The organism is Oscillibacter sp. MSJ-31 (genome assembly GCF_018918025.1).
Lineage (GTDB): Bacteria > Bacillota > Clostridia > Oscillospirales > Oscillospiraceae > Hominicoprocola.
Genome location: NZ_JAHLPT010000009.1, coordinates 21,912 through 40,726, shown reverse-complemented (window position 1 = coordinate 40,726; position 18,815 = coordinate 21,912). Strand labels below are relative to the sequence as shown.

The following is an 18,815-nucleotide window of genomic DNA, read 5'->3' as shown; positions in this document are numbered from 1 at the left end:
AAAGTGGCATTGGGAAGCTACATGGGCATGACGTTCACGGTGAGCGACCGGCGTATCCTGACACCGAGCGGGCTGAAAGGCCAAGGGGGCAGCGATTGGGCGACCCACAACCGGACAGGCGCACGGGCGCGGAGCCAATGGATTGCCCCGAAGCTGCGGAAATACCAGTTCGATCTTTTGCTGCGGGCGCAGGACGGGGTAAACCCGCGAAGCGTTCTGCGGCATTTTCAGCGCATGGCGGAGACCAACGCGGCGGACTGGTTCATCGTGGGCGGCTCGCCGGTATCACCGTATCCGTTCAAGATCACGGACATCAGCGACGAGTGGGGCGCGGTGCTGCACGGCGGCGCGATGGTGGAGTGCAAGGTGAGCCTGACCATCGAGGAATATCTGTGAGGAGGCAGCCATGTTATCAACGGAAAACGCGGTGATCGAGATACTGCCGGGCAGCGCGAACGACACCCCGGCGGCGGAGGTGTACCGAAACCTGCAGGTGCTTTACGCCACGAGGGCCGGAGAGCAGGCGCTTGACCGGGAGTTCGGCATCGACGGGACGATCATCGACTGCCCGCAGGAAAATGCGCAAGTCCTGCTGGCGGCGGAGTATGTGCGCAAGACAGAACAATATGAGCCACGGGCGCGTGTCGTCCGTGTGGAATGGACTGCGGGAAAATCGCAGGACGGAAATATGACACCAAAGGTGGTGATCGAGCTTGTCTAATATCGCTGAATTGGCAAACTGCCCGGAGCTGAGCTTCATCGAAAGCATGACCTTGCAGGAGACGGAAGAACAGCTACGCGAGCTATACACCAAGTATTACCGGGAGGCCACAGGAAAGGAGCCGGAGATCGGCGAGGCCGACCCGCTGAACCTGCTGATGAAAGCCTTTTGCGCGATGGAGTATCAGACGATGCAGTACGCCGACGCAAAGGGCCGGATGGAAATGCTGAAAACCAGTACCGGAGACGCGCTGGATGCGCTGGCCGCTCTTGTGGGGTTGACGCGCAAGGAGGCAAACCGGGCCACGGCGACGGTGCGATTTACGCTTTCGGAAGCGCAAAGCGGCGCGACGGCTATTCCGGCGGGAACGCGGGTCAAGACCGAGGACGGAAAATACTTCAACACCGTGGAATACGGCGAGATAGCGGCGGGAGAGACCTACACCGACGTGGTGGTGCAGGCGGAGGAGGCCGGAGCGGACAGCAACGGCATTCTGACCGGCGGCATCAAGATACTGGTTGACCCCATCGCCTATGTTGCCAGCGTGAGCAACACCACACCAAGCACCGGCGGACTGGACGCAGAGGACGACGACAGCCTGACACGGCGCATCTACCTCGCCCCCAGCGTATATAGCTGCGCCGGGCCGCGCGATGCCTATGAATACTACGCGCGGGAGTGGCGGGGCGATGTAGCCGATGTGCGCATCGTCAGCCCGTTGCCGGACGAGGTAAATATCTACTTCGTGATCGAGGACGAGAACGGGCTGCGCGTCCCCAACAGCACGGAGCTGACGGCCATGGCGGCCTATCTGGACGACGAGACCATCCGTCCGCTGTGTGACAAGGTGACGGCGCTGGCCCCGGACGAGGTGGAATACGCCATCACTGTGAAATACTGGATCGCGGAAAGCGACCAGCGAAGCGTGAGTGAGATACAAAGCCGCATCGCGGCGGCAGTGGCGGACTTCCAGACATGGCAAAGAAAGCTGGGGAGGGACATCAACCCGACGGAGCTGATCGCCCGGCTGCGGGAAGCGGGAGCCAAGCGGGTAACGCTGACCGCCCCCGTAGACACCGTGATCGACACCACGGAGCTGCCGAAATGCACGGGGGCAACCGCCACCTATGGAGGGCTGGAGGATGATTAAGAGCCTAAAAAATGCCCAAATCGCCGACGGCTTGCCGCGCATTCTGGGAGAACAGCCGTGGGTAAAGGCCCTATCCATGGCGATGCTGGAGCTGCACCAAAAGACGATGGGCTATATCGCGGGAAGTCAGATATACACCGCCATCGACACCGTGGCCGAGGAGGTGCTGGACGCGCTGGCTGTGAACTGGAAGATCGACTGGTACGACACCGGGTACGACATCGAGCAGAAGCGGCGCATCGTCAAGACGGCGCTGAACATCCGACGAACAATGGGAACTGCGGGAGCTGCAAGAACGCAGGCCGACGCAATCTATCCGGGAACAAAGCTGGAGGAATGGTTTGAGTACGGCGGCACCCACGGGAAATTCAGACTGCGGGTCAACATCACCACCGTGGAGGAGCGGCAGAAGTTCGCCGCCATGACCATCGCGGAGATCGAACGCAGGCTCGCCGCTGCCAAGCGGTTCAGCGCACATCTGGAGGAAGTGGAATATTACGATGCGGGCGGCACTGCGACGGTTTACGGCATGGCGGGCATCGCTGGCGTGGCTATCGTGGACTTCGGCACCGCGAGCAAATTCTAAGGAGGCGAAAAACTGTGTCTTGGAAAGGCGTTATCACAAACAGCGGAAACGAGTTGCTGGCGCAATGGACAACGGGAAAGACGCTGACCATCACCCGCGCGGCGGCGGGAACGGGCCGCGTGAGCGAGGCGGCTATGCTGGCGCAGACCGCGCTTGTGAGCGAAAAACAGACGGTCAGCATCCTGTCCAGCAAGGCAACGACGCAGGGACAAAAGCTGCAACTGCAGGTGACGGCACAGACAACGGACTATCCGCTCAACCAGCTCGGTATCTGGGCGAAGCTGGACAGCGGTGCGGCAAGGCTGATCGCCCTGTTTCAGACGGACACCGACGCGGGCGTGGAGATACCCAGCAAGACGGAGGTGCCGGACTATGCGTATACTTTCTACGGCCTGCTGGAGTTTTCCAACACCGGCGGGACGCTGCAGGTGACTATCGACGCATCGGCGCTGGCAACCACGGCGGCGGTGTCGGCGGCGATCAAGGCGCACAACGAGAGCACGTCGGCGCACACGGACTTGTTCGGGGCAAAGGTGGACAAGGACGGCGACAGCACCGTGGCGTTCACGCTGGGCTATGACGCGGGCGGCGTGTACATCGTGACTGATTAAGGAGGGGCGGAAGAATGATGAAAACCTACATTGCAGACAAGGCGACGCTGGACAGCGTGAAAGCCACCACGGAGGACACGAATACCAAGGTGGGAAGCGTCAAGACGACCGTGGAGGACACGGGCGCAAAAGTCGGAAGTGTGAAAACGACCGTGGAGGGCATCGACACCAAGGCTGGAAGCATCAAGACCACAGGCGAGGACACGAATACCAAGGTCGGGAGTGTCAAGACGACCGTGGAGAACACCAGCGGAAAGGTCGATACCGTGCAGACAACGGCAAACACGATCAGCACAAAGGCTGACACCATCCTTTCCGAACTGCGCGGGCAGAGGCCGAAGAGATATGGCTACCGCGTGAAAGAGAGCGAGGCAAACCCAAGCTCGCGCGTGGAGTACCTGTTCGACGCTGTGGGCATGACACCGGCGGCGATGAACTACGCGGCGGGTACATTCGGCTACGGCTCGTGGGCGGACGTGTGGTTCGTGCGGGACAACGCGCCGTACATGGTCAACAACGACGGCAGCGTGGCGTATCAGCTTGACCCGAACGATTACACGAAAAAGGGGGTCACGGGGGCGGCAAGTGACGTTGCCAACACCGCGTTCGGCGGCAACGCCATGAGCGCAATCCCGCTGGTGTGGGTGAAGCGCTACCACGAAAACGGCTACCGCTACGTCATTTTCTGCGAAACGCAGTATGACGAGGGCTATCACGCCTACGCACATACCCGACCGGACGGAACAATCTCTCCGTTTGCCTACGGCCCGATGTTCGAGGGCAGCAAGATCGACACGAAACTGCGCTCCCTTTCCAGTCAAGCCCCCGTGAGCAGTTTGAACGCCACGCAGGAGCTGGCGGCTGCACAGGCGAACGGCGACAAGTGGACGCTCACCACATGGGCGTTCTGGAACCTTATCCACGATATGTTGGTGCTTATCGGCAAAAGCACCGACATTCAGGCGGTGTTCGGGCAGGGACACACCACCGGCGGCACGTCTGCTGCTGACCTGTTGACCACGGGTGCGCTGAACACCAAGGGGCAGTTCTTCGGCTACAGCGACACGACCCACAGCGTAAAGGTGTTCCACATGGAAAATTTCTGGGGCGACCGCTGGGACAGACTGGTGGGGCTTATCTACGACAACGGCACCTACAAGGTCAAAATGACGCCGGAGGACGGCGACTACAACCTGACCGGCGCGGGCTATGAGGCCGTGCGCAAGGGCATCAACGCCACGGAGGCGGGCGGCGGATGGGTGAAGAACGCGCAACAGACGGAACAGGGCTTGTTCCCGACCGTCCTCGGCGGCAGCGATGCGACCTATGACTGCGACTACCACTACTATAATCCCGCCATCGTGTCCGTGCCGATTGTCGGCGGCTGCTGCGCCCACGGCTCGTACTGCGGGCGCTGCCTGTACGTCCACAACGTGGCTGGCATTGCGTGGTGGGGCCTCGGCGCGTCGCTTTTCTTACAAAATCCCTCTTGAGGGGGTGCGGGGGAGCTATCCCCCGCGTGAGGGCGGCGCAAGCCGCCTGACAAAAAACTGTCTTTTGGGAGCAGGTTCACGAAACCCGTGCTTTTCCAGTTCCTCCCGCCGTGCCGATTGTCGGCGGCAACTGCGACAACGGCTCGAAATGCGGGCGCTACCTGAACGTCAACAACGTGGCTGGCAATGCGAGGTGGAACATCGGCGCGTCGCTTTTCTTGCCCCTTTCGTTACAACGGAACATCGCCGCAGGCGATTTGAAATATTCCGTCAATGTGAACCTGTTTCCACAGCCCATGCTGAAAATTAACCTGCCAAGAGGCGCGGCCAGTAAGCGGACAACCGCCCACCGTCGCGGAGGGGATAAGAAAGGGAAATCACTCTTGAAAAGCTATAACGGACTGTTCGATGCGATGCTTGACCGCGAGGAGGCGGCGGCATCCATCGTGGAGGCCGCACGGTACAAAACGGATCGGCCGTCCGTGCGGAACATTTTGGAGCATAAGGAGGACGTGGCCGAGCGGATATGCCAAAAGATAGAACGCGGGACATGGTTTCCGCCGCACCATGAGAAACACAAGCTACAGGAGGGCAGCCACAAAAAGGAACGTGAGATCGTGAAGCCGCGCTTCGACGACGAGCAGATCGTACATCATATGCTGGTGCGTCAGCTTCGGCCCATCCTCGTGCCGCGCTTGTACCGCTACGCCTACGGCTCGCTGCCGGGACGCGGTACACACGCGGCGGTGCAGGTCATGACGCGCTGGCGGGACGGGTACGGGAACAAGCGGTTCTATGTGTTCGAGGGTGATGTGAAACAGTTTTACGACAGCATCGACACGGATCGGCTGAAAAGAAAGGCAGAGCGGCGCATCCGGGACAGACGGTACAAGACCGTTTTGTACCGCGTCATTGACGGAGCAGCGCCCGGACTGCCGAAAGGCTTCTACCCGTCCCCGTGGCTGGCGAACCTGTACATGGAGGAGTTCGACAACTTCGTTGTGCAGGTGCTAAAGCCGGATCATTACCTGCGGTACATGGACAACCTGTTTCTGTTCCACGGCAACAAGCGGGAGCTGCACCGCATGGTGCGGCAAATCTCAGCGTTTCTATTCGAGCGGCTGCACCTGCGGTTAAAGGAGGACTGGCAGGTGTACCGCTTCGAGAAGAAGAAAAAGCCGGAGGGCATGACGGCGGAGGAGGAACGGCGGTGGCGGCGCAGGGCAAAGGGCCGCGCGGTAAATGCGCTGGGCTTTGTGATACACCGAGACCGCGTGACCGTGCGGAAATCCATCCTGAAACGGACACGGGCGAAAGCCAACCATATGCACCGGAAGAAGCGCTATACCCGGCACGACGCCGCAAGCATGGTGAGCCGCGTGGGTGCGTTCCGCCACGCGGATGCCTACGGATACTATCTCGCGTACATCAAGCCGAAGGTATCTATCCGAAAATGCAAGCGGCGCATTGCCGCCGCAGAGAAGAAAAAACAGAAAGGAAAGAGCGAACATGACCGACTGGAAAACCGTACATGACGGCGCGGAGGTTCAGCCCGCCGCCATCGACACCACCAGCAGCGAGACGACTGTGTACGAGCGGAAGAATATCCGGCAGGAGACGCGGAGCGTAGGCATCGGCGACACGGACGCAACCGTGACCGAATGGGTGTACGAGCAGAGGGAGTACACGCGGGAGGAATGGAGCCAAGAGCAGGCTGTTAAGAGAGCGCTGTCGGGGCTTGAGCTGTCCGGAGCGGATGCGGCCAAGTACAAGGCGGCGCTGGAGGTTTTGGGTATCAACACGGAGGAGGAGACAGAATGAGAAGCGACATTATGGAACAGGCGGTGGCGCTGAAAGCTAAAATGGACGCGAACCAGCAGATCGTGGACACGGTGGAGGCCGCAGGCGGCATCACCGTGACGGTGGAGCAGAGCGATAAGCTGGGCTTTGACTGGCGCGTATATGCGGTCAACCGTGTGATCGTGCGCAGGGATTACGAGCCGCAGGCCAATCCTGTCGGAACGGCGGACAATCCGATCATGTGGACGCCGGACGCGCGGCTGATACCGAACGGATACTACGCCTACGGCGGAGAGGTCAAGGTGTGGATGGGTGAAAGCGGCGTGTCGGCGGAATGGAACGATGCAGGGTGGGCGGCCATATGAGCAGCCATTTGCAGATCATCGCAGAGCTGGAGGTGCTTGTGGAAATGCAGGCGCGTACCGTCCGGGTGCTGGCGACACGCCTTGCGGAGCTGGGCGACACCGTGACCGGGAGAGACGAGATCGCGGAGGCCGACGAGGCATACCGCAGGGCCATCGGCGGGGACGAATGGCCGGAGTGAAAGCAGGAGGACAGGAAAATGTACATCGACGCGGACACCATCATTAAGGCGGCCAGCCTTTTGGGAGCAATCGGAGCGCTGGTCGCCGCCATTGTTTCCGTGTACAAGGTCATTGAGAGCAACAAAAAGCAGAGCGAGTTCATCAACGCCATTCAGGAGGAGCAGACGCTTATCTGCTATGGCCTGCGTGGTGCGTTGCAGGGGCTTGTGGAGCAGGGGTGCAACGGGCCGTGCAAGGATGCGCTGGACAAACTGGATAAGCACCTGAATAAAAGCGCGCACCCGCACATCAAGGAGGACTGACATGGCGGGAAAGCGAACGCAGGCAAAGGCGAAAGGCCGGAAGAAGCGCATGGGAACCATGGACTTTATTCTGCTGATCGTCTTTTTGTGTCTGACGGTATTCACGATTGCCATGATCGCGCTGTTTACCGTGTACGGCTCCGTGCCGGATACGCTGATCACCTGTGTGTTTGCCACGCTGGGCGGCGAGTGCGGCATCCTTGGCTGGATAAAGACCACCAAGGAGAAGAAGCAGGACAGGCGGTGGCAGCTTGCGGACATGAGACGGGAAAAGGAGGAGGCGGAACGGATTGCACAGCAGACAGAGGAACCGTGAGGAGGGATAGATCATGCTGGCAGGAAAGAACAACGAGGAGAAAATCTGGAATTATCTGAAAAGCGCGGGGCTGAACGACTTCGGCACCGCCGGTCTGATGGGAAACCTGTATGCGGAGAGCGGCCTTATCCCGAACAACGTGGAGAACCTATACGAAAAGAGGCTTGGCGTGACCGACGCAAGCTATACGGCGGCGGTGGACAGCGGCAAGTATCAGTTCTTCGCAACGGATAAGGCGGGCTACGGTCTCGCCCAATGGACGTACTGTTCCCGCAAGGCGGAGCTGCTGGACTATGCCCAGTGCTGCCGAAAAAGCATCGGCAATCTGGAAATGCAGCTTGATTTCCTGATGAAAGAGCTGCGGGAGGACTATAAGGCGGTGCTGGCCGTGCTGAAAACGGCTGGAAGCGTCCGGGCAGCATCGGACGCGGTGCTGCTGAAATTTGAGCGCCCGGCAGATCAGAGTGAGGCGGCGCAGGCCCGGCGAGCTGTGTTCGGCCAGAAGTATTATGACCGATACGCAGCGGTAAAGGAGGGACAAACCGTGAAGCAGACGTTCAAGCCGAGGCTGACGCGCCCGGAAGCGGGAAACAAATATTACATCACCAAGGGGCGCGGCGGCTACTCCGACGCGATCAGAGGAAAGCCGACAGACACGCTTTGCGATGTGCTGTCAAACTGCGTAGGCTACGCCTACGGGCGGTTCAACGAGATCGGCGGCTACGGATGCTGTAAATATCTGCGTCCCGTGAACGCGGAGAATTTCATCCAGTACGCTACTGGCCTGACCGTGGGACAGATACCGAAGCTGGGGGCCTGCATGGTGTGGCGCAAGGGCGCGACGCTGAACGGCTCAGACGGCGCGGGCCATGTGGCTATCGTGGAGAAGATCATCAGCGCAACCGAGATCGTGACGAGCGAAAGCGGCTACGGAAGCACCACGCCATTCTGGACAAAGGACCGAAAAAAAGGAAATGGCAACTGGGGAGCTGGGAGCGCGTATATGTTCCTCGGCTTTATTTATAACCCAGCCGTGGCGGACGGTGCCGTTTCCGACGACGCGCCGCCGTCCGGCGGAGGAGTAACGGAGGGCGGAAGCGGCGGGTGCAAGGTGGGCGACATCGTGACATTCACCGGCGAGCGACACTACACCAGCGCAAACAGTACCGTGAGCAAGCCATGCAAGCCGGGCAAGGCCAAGGTGACGCAGGTATATCAGCCGCTTGTGAGCAGGCATCCGTATCACCTTGTCGCCGTGAGCGGCGGCGGAAGCACCGTGTACGGCTGGGTGGACGCGGCGGACATCAAGACCGAAGCGGCGGTGCTGGCCGTGGGCGATCAGGTGACGATGGACAAGGCTGCCACGGTCTACGGCACCACGCGCAAGTTTTCTTCGTGGGTGTACAGCACAAAGCTGTATGTTCGGGCAATCAGCGGCGACCGCATTTCAGTCTCCACGCTGAAAAGCGGCGCGATCACAGGAAACGTGGACAAGAAATATCTGACGAAAGTGTAAGGAGGTACACACCATGACACAGATCATTCCCGACATCATCAACATTGTCATTGAGGCAATTTTCGCCATCCTCGGCCTGTTCTTCACCGGCGTGGCCATTCCGTGGCTGGTCAAGACCGGCATCCCTTGGCTGAAAGACAAACGCCTGTATGGCATTGTCGCCGTGCTGGTCAAGGCGGCAGAGAAGCAGCGCGAGGCCGGTACGCTGACTATTCCGAAGTACGATTATGTGGAGCAGATGCTTGAAGCCAAGGGCATTAAGGTCACGGCGGAGGTAAAGGCTATGATCGAGGCGGCGGTAAAGGAGCTGGACATCGCGGTGGACAGCGCCATCGGTGCGCTGGACGGCATCTTTGTGGAGGGCAACCCCGGCAAAACGGATGGAGAAAAGGAACTGAATAACTGAAATTATCCCCCGGCTGCTATACTCATAGATATAGCGGTCGGGGGATTTTTTGCGCGTTCACAACGAAAAATCAGTTGCGCGGTAAGGGATTTACAGGTATCATAATAAGACAAAAAGCGACAAAGCAAACCGGCGGAGCGGAACGGGCAAGACCCGACACCGCCCGCGCAAAAGCATGAGAGAGGAGGCTTTACAGTGCAGACAGGAGGGCGAACATTTAAGCATCTGACCAAGAACGACAGGCTGCGCATTGAGAAATGGCAGCGCATGGGGATGAAACCGCGTGAGATCGCGGAGAAGCTGCGCGTCCACGTTTCCACCATCTACCGGGAATTGAAGCGTGGGGAGTATGAACGGCTGGACGGCGGAACATGGGAAATGGTAACGGCATACAGCCCGGACATCGCGGAAGCACGGTATCAGGAACACTTGCGGGAGAAAGGGCCGGACTTGAAAATCGGCAAAGATCACGAGCTTGCAAACTACATCGAGGCGACAATCGTTGAAAAAGAGTGCAGTCCTGCTGCCGTTCTCGGCTACGCGATGATGGAGGGGCGGATATTCGAGACCTCGGTTTCTGTGACGACGATCTACAGCTACATCAAAAAGGGCCTCTTTCTACAAATCACGCAGGTGGATTTGCCGCGCCGGGGCAAGGTGAAGCAGAAATACAAAAAGGTCAAGACCAAGAAAGATCAGGCGCGGGCCTCTGCGGGTGAGAGCATTGAGCAACGCCCGCCGGAGGTGGGGAGCCGCGAGGAGTTCGGGCATTGGGAGGGCGACACCGTGTACAGCGGAAAGGGCAAGTGCAAGACCACCAGCGCCCTGCTGACCCTGAATGAGCGCAAAACGCGGAAAGACATCATCATAGGAATACCGAACAGAAAGGCGGAAACCGTGGTCAAGGCGCTGGATGCGCTGGAGCGGAAATGCGGTGCCAGACGGTTCAGAGCAATCTTCAAAAGCATCACCTTTGACAATGGCTCGGAATTTTCGGCGGCGGAGGAGCTGGAGCGGAGCGCTGTCAACAAGACCATACCGCGCACCAAGGTATATTTCTGCCATCCGTATTCTTCGTGGGAACGGGGGAGCAACGAGAACGCCAACAGCATGATCAGGCGGCGGCATCCGAAAGGCACAGATTTCTCTAAGGTCAGCGCGGCGGAGATCGCGGCCACGGAGGAATGGATTAACAACTATCCACGGAAAATCTTCGGGTACAAGAGCAGCGAGGTCATGTTCCGGGAGTGCCTGCGGGAGATCGGACTGAGCGCATAAAGAAAAGCAACTGACACAAGGAATGTTCTGAGGGAGAGGACGTGAGCGGAGCGGAACACGGGAAACAGAATAGAAAAATGCGCAGGCTGCCGACCATGAGACATGACGGCGGCCATGTTGGCTTGTTAGAATTAGACAAAATAAGAAGTGGAAAATTGTGCGCATTTAATGCTTGACTTTTCACGCCTTTTGAAAAAGCAGAGCGTTCCGCGGAACGCTCTGCTTTTTGCCTGCCGGTTTACAGCTTTGTGATGACGGGAATGACCATCGGGCTGCGCTTGGTCGTTTTGAACAGGTAGTTGCTCACGCCCGATTTGATCGCGCCCTTGAGCTCGCCGATGTCACGGCTGCGGCGGCCCAGCACGCCCTCGGCGGCGGACATGACCACCGTTTTCAGCTCGTTCATCAGCTCCTCGGACTCCTTGACGTAGATGAAGCCGCGGGTGATGATCTCAGGCTCGGCGAGCATATAGCCATCGTGCGCGGAGATGGGCAGCACGACCACCACCATGCCGTCCTCGGCAAGGTGCTTGCGGTCGCGCAGGACGACCGCGCCGACGTCGCCCACACCGCTGCCGTCCACGAAGATCTCGCCGGCGGGCGCCATGCCCGGCACGAGCTTCATTGTGCGGGCGGTGATCTCCACCGCGTCGCCGTTTTCGCAGATGGCGATGTTCTTGCGGTCCATGCCCATGGACATGGCAAGGTTCTTATGGATCTGCAGCATACGCTGCTCGCCGTGTACGGGGATAAAATACTTCGGCTTTGTGAGCGCGTGGATGATCTTCAGCTCCTCCTGGCAGGCGTGGCCGGAGACATGGAGCATATCCGCGCGGTCGTAAATGACCTCGACGCCCTTGCGGAACAGCTCGTTGATGACGCGCGAGACGGTGTTCTCATTGCCGGGAATGGCGGAAGCCGAGATGATGACGCGGTCGCCGGGGCCGACCTCGATCTGCTTGTGCTGGGAAAACGCCATGCGGTAGAGCGCGCTCATCTCCTCGCCCTGCGAGCCGGTGGTCACGATGACCTGCTTATCGAGCGGGAGCGCCTTGATCTTGTTGATGTCTGTCACGGTGTTCTTGGGCAGCTTCATGTAGCCGAGATCGACCGCGACCTTGGTGACATTTTCCATGCTGCGGCCCGTGACGGCGACCTTGCGGCCGACCGCCGCCGCCGCGTCGATGACCTGCTGGATGCGGTGGACGTTGGAGGCGAAGGTCGTGACGATGATGCGCTGCTTGCAGCCGGCAAAGAGCCGGTCGAAGGTCTTGCCGACCATGCGCTCACTCATCGTGTAGCCGGGGCGCTCGACGTTCGTGGAGTCCGCGAGCAGCGCGAGCACGCCCTGCTTGCCCAGCTCACCGAAGCGCGCGAGGTCGATGACCTCGCCGTCGATGGGCGTGGAGTCGATCTTGAAGTCGCCCGTGTGGACGACGGTGCCAAGCCCGGTGTGGATGGCAAACGCCACGCTGTCCGCGATGGAGTGGTTCACATGAATGAACTCCACGCTGAACTTGCCGGCCTTGACCGTCATGCCGCTTTCGACGGTGACGATCTTGGTGGACTTCAAAAGCCCGTGCTCCTCGAGCTTCAGGCGAATGAGGCCCGCGGTCAGGCGGGTACAGTAAATAGGCATATTGACCTGCTTGAGGACGTAGGGGATGGCCCCGATGTGGTCCTCGTGGCCGTGGGTGATGAACAGACCGCGGATGCGGTTCTTGTGCTTGGCGAGGTAGCTCACGTCGGGAATGACAAGGTCGATGCCGTACATATCGTCGCCGGGAAAGGCCATGCCGCAGTCCACGACGATGATCTCGCCGCCGTACTCATACACGGTCATGTTCTTGCCGATCTCGTTCAGCCCGCCGAGCGGGATGATCTTCAAATTTTCTGCCAAAATGCATTCACTCCTTATGGATCTTCAAAAATTGGGTGAGCATTCGGTCCACGCCGCGCGGAAATGACCGCACGGAAACAACGGCGTCCGTGCTGCGCGCTCCACCCTGTTCCGCGGAGCGCATCGCACCATCGGCGCCCTGATCGTTTTTACTATGGACTTGTGCTCTATTCAAACCGCGCGATGGCGGCTCAATACAATTTGTGTTTTTATAGTATACCACGTTTTTTGGAAAAAGTACACACTTTTTTTCATGCGCCCCTTTTCCGGACGAATTTTTTATCGGAAAGCCTATTGCACCCTTGCGCGCCCGTGTGCTACAATATAGTATCTATCCGTATTTGTTCCGCCTTTGTGCCGCCGATGAAGCAGGGAGGATACCTTATGAGTAAGAAAGTCAATAAGCTGACCGAGCCGAATATGCGGCTGTATTTTCTTCTTGCCGCAGTCTTCTGCGCGGTGACGCTGTGGATCGAGCCGATCCTCGGCCTCGTTGAGGCCGGTGTGATGGCGCTCACCTATGTCTATTTCCGCCGCACGGCGCAAAAGCGCCGCGAGGGCATCCAGCGCTATGTCGAGGATATGACCGACGATGTGGCGAGCGCGGGCAAGTCCTCCATGCTCTCGGCCCCCTTTGCCATGATGGTCTTCCGGCCCGATACGCAGGAGGTACTGTGGAGCAACGAGAGCTTCCTCCAGCTCACGGGCATGAGGGAGAATCTGTTCGATAACCGGCTGGAGGATACGCTGCCCGGCTTCCCCGCCCAATGGCTGCTGGAGGGAAAGAGCGAATGTCCCGAAACGGTCGTCGTCAACAACCGGCACTTCCGCGTGTTCGGCAGTCTCACGCATCCGAGCGGCCGCAGCGGCGCGCGCGGGCTTCTCGCGCTGACCTATTGGATGGACGTGACTGAGCAGGACGAGCTCAGGAAAAAGAGCGAGGAGAGCCGCCCCATCGTGGCTGTGCTCATGCTCGATAACTACGAGGAGCTGATGAAGGCCGGCACCGAGGCGGCGCGCTCGTCCGTGCTCGCGCAGATCGACGAAAAGATCAGCGCGTGGGTGTCGGGCACGCAGGGGCTTTTGTGCAAGTACGACCGCAACCGCTATTTGCTGCTGCTGACGGAAAAACATTACAATACGCTGCTCGAGGGCAAGTTCAGCGTGCTCGACGCGGTGCGCTCCGTTGTCACCGAGGACGGCGTCGCCGCGACGCTCTCCATCGGCGTCGGCAAGGACGCGGACGATTACGAGACGCTTTTCAAGAACGCGGGCCTGTCCATCGAGATGGCGCTCTCGCGCGGCGGCGATCAGGTCGTCGTGCGCAACCGCCTCGATTTTGAGTTCTACGGCGGCAAGACAAAGTCCACCGAAAAGCGCACGAAGGTCAAGTCCCGCGTGATGGCCAACGCCCTCGGCGAGCTGATCTCCGATGCCAGTCAGGTTTTTATCATGGGCCATAAGCACGCCGACTTCGACGCCGTCGGCGCGGCGGCGGGCGTGTGCTGCATCGCGCGCAAGCGCGGCAAGAAGGCACAGATCGTCATTGACATGGACGACAATGCCGCCGGCCCGATCCTCAAGCGCCTTGCCGCGCTGCCGGAGTATAAGGACGCCTTCATCAGCGGCAGCGACGCCTTCATCAAGGCACAGCCCGGCGCGCTGCTCGTGGTGGTGGACACCAACCGCCCCGACTTCGTGGAGTCCGAGCAGCTGCTCGACACCTGCAACCGCGTGGCGGTCATTGACCATCACCGCCGGGCGGCGAGCTATATTGAATCCGCTGCGCTCAACTTCCACGAGCCCTACGCCTCGTCGGCGTCGGAGCTGGTGAGCGAGCTGCTGCAATATCTCATTGACCCCGGCGATCTGCTGCGCGCCGAGGCCGAGGCTCTGTTCGCGGGCATCGTGCTCGATACGAAGAACTTCACCATGCGCACCGGCGGACGCACCTTTGAGGCCGCGGCGCTGCTGCGCCGCGCGGGCGTGGACACGGCGGACGTGCAGCGCCTGTTCCAGGGAACGCTTTCCGACATGATCGAGCGCTATGACATCATCCGCCACGCGGAGCTGTATCACAACGACATTGCCATCGCGGCGGTGGAGCAGGACATCGACCGCGTGACCGCGGCCAAGGCCGCCGACGAGCTGCTGACGCTGCGCGGCGTGCGCGCGTCGTTCGTGCTCTTCAAGCACGATACGGGCGTGAATCTGTCGGCGCGCTCGCTCGGCGAGATCAACGTGCAGCTCATTATGGAAAAGCTCGGCGGCGGCGGAAACTCCACCACCGCGGGCGGACAGATCCCGGACGGGACGGTGGACGCGGTGCGCGAGCAGCTCATCGCCGCCATCGACCAGTATTTGGAAGGATAAAAAACCACCATCAGGAGGATAGAACGATGAAAGTTATTTTACAGCAGGACGTCAGAGGTCAGGGCAAGAAGGGCCAGATGATCGACGCGGCGGAGGGCTACGCCCGCAACTATCTGCTGCCGCGCAAGCTGGCCATCCCCGCCACGGCGGACGCCATCAACACGATGAACCTCAAGGAAAAGGCGCGCCGCGCCGAGGAGGCGGCCAATCGTGCGGCCGCCGTGGAGACCGCGGACAAGCTGCGTAACTGCACCGTGAAGATCACCGCCAAGGGCGGCGCGAACGGCAAGCTCTTCGGCGCCATCACCGGCAAGGAGATCTCCGAGGCGCTCATGGCGCAGTTCGGTCTGGACGTCGGCAAGCAGAAGATCGTGCTCGACGAGCCGATCAAGGCGTTCGGCAGCTATGAGATCCGCGCGAAGCTCGGCTACGAGGTCAGCGGGAAGTTCACCGTGACCGTGGCGGAGGAATAAGCCAGACTTTACGCAGAAAAGAGGTGCCCTGCGATGGACGAACTGCTCTACCGCCAGATGCCGCACTCGCTCGAGGCGGAGCAGGCGGTGCTCGGCTCGATGCTCATCGACGCGAACTGCATCAAGGACGTGATGGAAAAGCTGCGCCCCGAGGATTTCTACCTGCGCCAGAACCGGGAGATCTTCGAGACGATCTATTCCATGTTCCTCTACTCCAAGCCCATCGACGGCGTGACCGTCGCGGGCGAGATGGAGCGCAACGGCACCTATGACGAAAACACCACGCGCAATTATCTTGTGCAGCTCATGGAGGTCACGCCAACCTCCGCGAACGTCAACGAATACGCCGACATCGTGCGTGACAAGGCGCTGCTGCGCGCGATCGCGACCGTGGCGAGCGACATCACCGGCATGGTGCAGGACGGCACGGGCGGAGCCTCCGCCGTGCTCGACGCCGCCGAGCAGAAGATCTACGCGGTGCGCCGCGGGCGCAGCGCACAGAATATGGAGCAGATCAGCGTTGTGCTGCAGGGCGTGCTCGACCACCTCGCCGAGCTTTCCGCCGCCGGCGGCAAGACGCTGCCGGGTCTTTCCACGGGCCTGAGCGCCGTGGACGACAAGATCAACGGCCTGAGCAAATCTGACCTTATTCTGTTGGCGGCAAGACCCGGTATGGGCAAGACCAGCTTTGCGCTCAATGTGGCGCTCAACGTGGCAAAGGCGAGCGGCAAGGCGGTCGCGGTCTTTTCCCTGGAAATGTCCAAGGAACAGCTCGTCACCCGTGTGCTGTCCAACGAAGCGCTGGTGGAGAACGGACGGCTCATCTCCGGCAATCTGCGCGAGAGCGACTGGGTGAAGATCGCGGAGGCGGCCTCGACGCTCAGCCGCACGGACATCAAGATCGACGACAACCCGCTCCTCACCGTCGCGGACATGAACGCCAAATGCCGCCGCATCGAAAACCTCGGCCTCGTCGTCATCGACTATCTTCAGCTGATGACCTCTGCCGGCGGAAAGGGCTACAGCGGCGAAAACCGCCAGCAGGCGGTGAGCGACATTTCGCGTATGCTCAAGATCATGGCGAAGGAATTGCAGGTCCCTGTGCTCTGCCTTTCACAGCTCTCGCGCGCGAACGAAAAGCGCGACGACAAGCGCCCCATGCTCTCCGACCTGCGTGAATCCGGCGCGATCGAGCAGGACGCGGACATCGTGCTCTTTCTCTACCGCGACGACTATTACAACGAGGATTCCGAAAAGCACAACATTGCCGAGTGCATCGTCGCCAAGAACCGCCACGGCGAGACCGGCAAGGTCGAGCTGCGCTGGATGCCGGAGTACACGACCTTCGGCACGCTCGAAAGGCGGTACGAGGACGAATGAAAAAGGTACTGGACTTTGTGCAGCGCTTCGACCTGCTGCCGCGCTACGAGCTGCTGCTCGCGGCGGCTTCGGGCGGCATGGACTCGATGTGTCTGCTGGACTTTTTATACGAAAACGGCTACCGCGTGTGCGCGGCGCACTACAACCATCAGCTGCGCGGGCAGGAGGCCGACATGGACGAGGATCTCGTGCGCGCGTGGTGCGCGGCGCGGCGCATCCCGCTGTGCGTCGGCACGGGCGATGTGGCGGCCTACGCCCGGGAGAACGGCCTGACAATCGAGGAGGCGGCGCGCAAGCTGCGCTATGACTTTCTTAACTCCGTCGCCGGTCAGACCGGCGCGGCGCGCATCGTCACCGCCCATCACGCGAACGACAACGCCGAAACGGTGCTCTTTCATCTTGCTCGCGGCACGGGCATGGCGGGCCTTGCGGGCATCGCGCCGAAAAACGGCAGGCTGGTGCGCCCCTTCCTCTGCCTGACGCGGGAGGAGCTTGCCGCCTACGCGAAGGAGCATCATGTGCCCTATCGCACGGACGCGACCAACGCGGACACGGCGCTCACGCGCAACTTTATCCGCGCGGAGGTGCTGCCGAAGCTCTGCCGGGTCAACGCGCAGGCGGTCGAGCACATCGGCGAGACGGCGCTGCGCCTGCGGCAGGAGGATGAATACCTCGACTCCCTTGCCGCCGCTTATCTGACGGAGCTGAAAACGGAGGCCGGCGCGGTGACGCTGCCCTGCGCGGCGGTCACGCAGGTACCCGCGGTCCTGAAGCCGAGGGTGCTGCGCCTTGCGCTCGACGCGCTCGGCGCGGGGAAGAAGGACTTCACCGCCGCGCACTACGACGCGCTTGCCGCGCTTTGTGCGGGAAGCGGGACGGCACAGCTCGACCTGCCCGGCGGCGTGACCGCGCGGCGCGCGGACGGTGTGCTGACGCTCTGCACACACCGGAGGGAAACGCCGGAGCGCGTTTTGCTCCGCGCAGGGGAGACCGTCCGGTGGGGTGGCTTTGCCATCACCTGCCGAAAATGCGAAAAAACGGTTGAAAATTCCGAGAATACCGTTATATTAAGAGGTGCCGCTTTGGACGCGCCGCTCTCGGTCGGCGCGTGGGACGCGCGGGAGAGCATGACGCTGCCCGTCTCGCGCGGCTCGCGGAGCCTCAAGCGGCTCTTCGCCGAGCGCGGCTTTTCGCCGGATGAGCGGGAGCAAACGCCGGTCATCCGCTCGGGCGGCGCGGTCGCTGCGGTGTACGGCATCGGCACGGACGCGCTGTTCCTGCCGGGCGACGGCGAGAGCGTGTGTGTATTGACCTTTGAGAAAACCGCGGAGTAAGTCTCCGGAAAAACAAACATAAAACAATGGGAGAGGGAAAAACTATGGCGAAAAGCATGATGGATCAGGATATGCTGAAGGTGCTCTACAGCGAGGAGCAGATCAGGACGCGCGTGCAGGAGATGGGCGACACGCTCTACGAGCAGTTCAAGGACCGCAACCCGCTGTTCCTCGGCGTGCTCAAGGGCAGCTTCATCTTCATGGCGGACATCGTCCGCGCCTGCCAGATCAAGAGCGACATCGAGTTCATCGCGGTGTCGTCCTACCAGAACGGCACGTCCTCGTCCGGCGTGGTGCAGATCACGCACGACCTGCAGCAGGACATTACGGGCCGCGAGATCGTGGTCATTGAGGACATCCTGGACTCCGGCAATACCCTCTACTTCCTCAAGAACTATTTCCTCACCAAGGGCGCCAAGAGCGTGACGGTCGTTACTCTGCTCGATAAGCCCGCCCGCCGCGTCAAGCCCATCACGGCCGATCTCGCGGGCTTTGAGGTCCCCGACGAGTTCGTCGTGGGCTACGGGCTGGATTACGCCCAGCAGTACCGTAATATGCCGTACATCGGTGTGCTCAAGCCGGAGGTCTACAGCAAGTAAGGCCGTAGCCCACACGCCCTGAAAGGGGCGGC

At 60.5% G+C, this 18,815-nt stretch carries 21 protein-coding genes; 20 read left to right on the top strand and 1 reads right to left on the bottom strand.

What is annotated here, in order from left to right; translation table 11 throughout:
• Nucleotides 1-3 precede the first annotated feature (3 nt).
• The 15 genes from KQI17_RS07875 to KQI17_RS07805 all read left to right on the top strand — a co-directional run bounded on the left by KQI17_RS07875 (nt 4) and on the right by KQI17_RS07805 (nt 10,724).
• Entirely contained in the window at nt 4-396 is a 393-nt protein-coding gene (locus KQI17_RS07875) for a phage tail protein (protein ID WP_148336946.1), read from the top strand.
• Nucleotides 397-406: 10 nt separating this feature from the next.
• On the top strand, nt 407-721 hold the full coding sequence (locus KQI17_RS07870; protein ID WP_216495632.1) for a GPW/gp25 family protein: 315 nt from the start codon (nt 407-409) through the stop codon (nt 719-721).
• Nucleotides 714-1,871 (top strand): baseplate J/gp47 family protein, encoded by a 1,158-nt coding sequence (locus tag KQI17_RS07865; protein ID WP_216495631.1) that lies wholly within the window; start codon nt 714-716, stop codon nt 1,869-1,871. Before KQI17_RS07870 ends, KQI17_RS07865 begins: the two co-directional genes overlap by 8 nt.
• Complete coding sequence (locus KQI17_RS07860) at nt 1,864-2,457, top strand: phage tail protein I (RefSeq protein ID WP_216495630.1); 594 nt, start codon at nt 1,864-1,866, stop codon at nt 2,455-2,457. Before KQI17_RS07865 ends, KQI17_RS07860 begins: the two co-directional genes overlap by 8 nt.
• A 14-nt stretch (nt 2,458-2,471) precedes the next feature.
• The gene (locus KQI17_RS07855; RefSeq protein WP_216495629.1) at nt 2,472-3,068 is read left to right on the top strand and encodes a hypothetical protein; all 597 of its coding nucleotides are present in this window, start codon (nt 2,472-2,474) and stop codon (nt 3,066-3,068) included.
• A gap of 14 nt (nt 3,069-3,082) precedes the next feature.
• Nucleotides 3,083-4,561 (top strand): hypothetical protein, encoded by a 1,479-nt coding sequence (locus KQI17_RS07850; RefSeq protein WP_216495628.1) that lies wholly within the window; start codon nt 3,083-3,085, stop codon nt 4,559-4,561.
• A 110-nt stretch (nt 4,562-4,671) separates the two neighbouring features.
• The gene (locus tag KQI17_RS13620) at nt 4,672-6,096 is read left to right on the top strand and encodes a reverse transcriptase domain-containing protein (RefSeq protein ID WP_216495627.1); all 1,425 of its coding nucleotides are present in this window, start codon (nt 4,672-4,674) and stop codon (nt 6,094-6,096) included.
• Nucleotides 6,071-6,382 carry a hypothetical protein gene (locus tag KQI17_RS07840; protein ID WP_216495626.1) on the top strand — a complete coding sequence of 104 codons (312 nt, stop codon included), beginning with the start codon at nt 6,071-6,073 and terminating at the stop codon, nt 6,380-6,382. The genes KQI17_RS13620 and KQI17_RS07840 overlap by 26 nt, the downstream gene beginning before the upstream one ends.
• Nucleotides 6,379-6,726, top strand: coding sequence for a hypothetical protein (locus tag KQI17_RS07835; protein WP_216495625.1), 348 nt, complete (start codon nt 6,379-6,381; stop codon nt 6,724-6,726). Before KQI17_RS07840 ends, KQI17_RS07835 begins: the two co-directional genes overlap by 4 nt.
• Nucleotides 6,723-6,905, top strand: coding sequence for a hypothetical protein (locus tag KQI17_RS07830; protein ID WP_216495624.1), 183 nt, complete (start codon nt 6,723-6,725; stop codon nt 6,903-6,905). Before KQI17_RS07835 ends, KQI17_RS07830 begins: the two co-directional genes overlap by 4 nt.
• A gap of 18 nt (nt 6,906-6,923) precedes the next feature.
• The gene (locus KQI17_RS07825) at nt 6,924-7,208 is read left to right on the top strand and encodes a branched-chain amino acid ABC transporter permease (RefSeq protein ID WP_216495623.1); all 285 of its coding nucleotides are present in this window, start codon (nt 6,924-6,926) and stop codon (nt 7,206-7,208) included.
• Between the two features lies 1 nt (nt 7,209).
• Complete coding sequence (locus KQI17_RS07820; protein WP_216495622.1) at nt 7,210-7,524, top strand: hypothetical protein; 315 nt, start codon at nt 7,210-7,212, stop codon at nt 7,522-7,524.
• Between the two features lie 13 nt (nt 7,525-7,537).
• The gene (locus KQI17_RS13615; RefSeq protein ID WP_253285731.1) at nt 7,538-9,040 is read left to right on the top strand and encodes a phage tail tip lysozyme; all 1,503 of its coding nucleotides are present in this window, start codon (nt 7,538-7,540) and stop codon (nt 9,038-9,040) included.
• 13 nt (nt 9,041-9,053) lie between these two features.
• Nucleotides 9,054-9,446: a phage holin, LLH family gene (locus KQI17_RS07810; RefSeq protein ID WP_216495621.1), complete on the top strand. Its 393-nt coding sequence runs from the start codon at nt 9,054-9,056 to the stop codon at nt 9,444-9,446.
• A 195-nt stretch (nt 9,447-9,641) separates the two neighbouring features.
• A complete protein-coding gene (locus tag KQI17_RS07805) occupies nt 9,642-10,724 on the top strand; it encodes an IS30 family transposase (protein WP_216495620.1) in 1,083 nt (360 codons plus the stop codon).
• Between the two features lie 238 nt (nt 10,725-10,962).
• On the opposite strand, the gene KQI17_RS07800 is transcribed toward KQI17_RS07805, so the two are convergent.
• A complete protein-coding gene (locus KQI17_RS07800; protein ID WP_216495619.1) occupies nt 10,963-12,624 on the bottom strand; it encodes a ribonuclease J in 1,662 nt (553 codons plus the stop codon).
• 384 nt (nt 12,625-13,008) lie between these two features.
• Between KQI17_RS07800 and KQI17_RS07795 the strand changes: the two genes are divergently transcribed.
• Genes KQI17_RS07795 through hpt form a run of 5 tightly spaced genes read left to right on the top strand, consistent with a single transcriptional unit; the run spans nt 13,009 to nt 18,783 of the window.
• Nucleotides 13,009-14,997, top strand: coding sequence for a DHH family phosphoesterase (locus KQI17_RS07795; protein WP_216495618.1), 1,989 nt, complete (start codon nt 13,009-13,011; stop codon nt 14,995-14,997).
• A gap of 26 nt (nt 14,998-15,023) precedes the next feature.
• Nucleotides 15,024-15,470, top strand: a complete 447-nt coding sequence (rplI, locus tag KQI17_RS07790) for a 50S ribosomal protein L9 (RefSeq protein ID WP_022018352.1) — start codon at nt 15,024-15,026, stop codon at nt 15,468-15,470.
• A gap of 33 nt (nt 15,471-15,503) precedes the next feature.
• Entirely contained in the window at nt 15,504-16,850 is a 1,347-nt protein-coding gene (dnaB, locus tag KQI17_RS07785; RefSeq protein ID WP_216495617.1) for a replicative DNA helicase, read from the top strand.
• Nucleotides 16,847-18,184: a tRNA lysidine(34) synthetase TilS gene (tilS, locus tag KQI17_RS07780; protein ID WP_216495616.1), complete on the top strand. Its 1,338-nt coding sequence runs from the start codon at nt 16,847-16,849 to the stop codon at nt 18,182-18,184. Before dnaB ends, tilS begins: the two co-directional genes overlap by 4 nt.
• Before the next feature lie 44 nt (nt 18,185-18,228).
• Nucleotides 18,229-18,783: a hypoxanthine phosphoribosyltransferase gene (hpt, locus tag KQI17_RS07775; RefSeq protein WP_022018349.1), complete on the top strand. Its 555-nt coding sequence runs from the start codon at nt 18,229-18,231 to the stop codon at nt 18,781-18,783.
• Nucleotides 18,784-18,815 lie beyond the last annotated feature (32 nt).

Bases quoted from the DNA above. Each gene is read 5' to 3' on its own strand.
- hpt (WP_022018349.1), top strand. From the start codon at position 18,229: ATGGCGAAAAGCATGATGGATCAGGATATGCTGAAGGTGCTCTACAGC.
- KQI17_RS07795 (WP_216495618.1), top strand. From the start codon at position 13,009: ATGAGTAAGAAAGTCAATAAGCTGACCGAGCCGAATATGCGGCTGTAT.
- KQI17_RS07850 (WP_216495628.1), top strand. From the start codon at position 3,083: ATGATGAAAACCTACATTGCAGACAAGGCGACGCTGGACAGCGTGAAA.
- KQI17_RS07860 (WP_216495630.1), top strand. From the start codon at position 1,864: ATGATTAAGAGCCTAAAAAATGCCCAAATCGCCGACGGCTTGCCGCGC.
- KQI17_RS07870 (WP_216495632.1), top strand. From the start codon at position 407: ATGTTATCAACGGAAAACGCGGTGATCGAGATACTGCCGGGCAGCGCG.
- KQI17_RS07835 (WP_216495625.1), top strand. From the start codon at position 6,379: ATGAGAAGCGACATTATGGAACAGGCGGTGGCGCTGAAAGCTAAAATG.
- KQI17_RS13615 (WP_253285731.1), top strand. From the start codon at position 7,538: ATGCTGGCAGGAAAGAACAACGAGGAGAAAATCTGGAATTATCTGAAA.
- KQI17_RS07840 (WP_216495626.1), top strand. From the start codon at position 6,071: ATGACCGACTGGAAAACCGTACATGACGGCGCGGAGGTTCAGCCCGCC.
- rplI (WP_022018352.1), top strand. From the start codon at position 15,024: ATGAAAGTTATTTTACAGCAGGACGTCAGAGGTCAGGGCAAGAAGGGC.
- KQI17_RS07830 (WP_216495624.1), top strand. From the start codon at position 6,723: ATGAGCAGCCATTTGCAGATCATCGCAGAGCTGGAGGTGCTTGTGGAA.
- KQI17_RS07820 (WP_216495622.1), top strand. From the start codon at position 7,210: ATGGCGGGAAAGCGAACGCAGGCAAAGGCGAAAGGCCGGAAGAAGCGC.
- dnaB (WP_216495617.1), top strand. From the start codon at position 15,504: ATGGACGAACTGCTCTACCGCCAGATGCCGCACTCGCTCGAGGCGGAG.
- tilS (WP_216495616.1), top strand. From the start codon at position 16,847: ATGAAAAAGGTACTGGACTTTGTGCAGCGCTTCGACCTGCTGCCGCGC.
- KQI17_RS07810 (WP_216495621.1), top strand. From the start codon at position 9,054: ATGACACAGATCATTCCCGACATCATCAACATTGTCATTGAGGCAATT.
- KQI17_RS07825 (WP_216495623.1), top strand. From the start codon at position 6,924: ATGTACATCGACGCGGACACCATCATTAAGGCGGCCAGCCTTTTGGGA.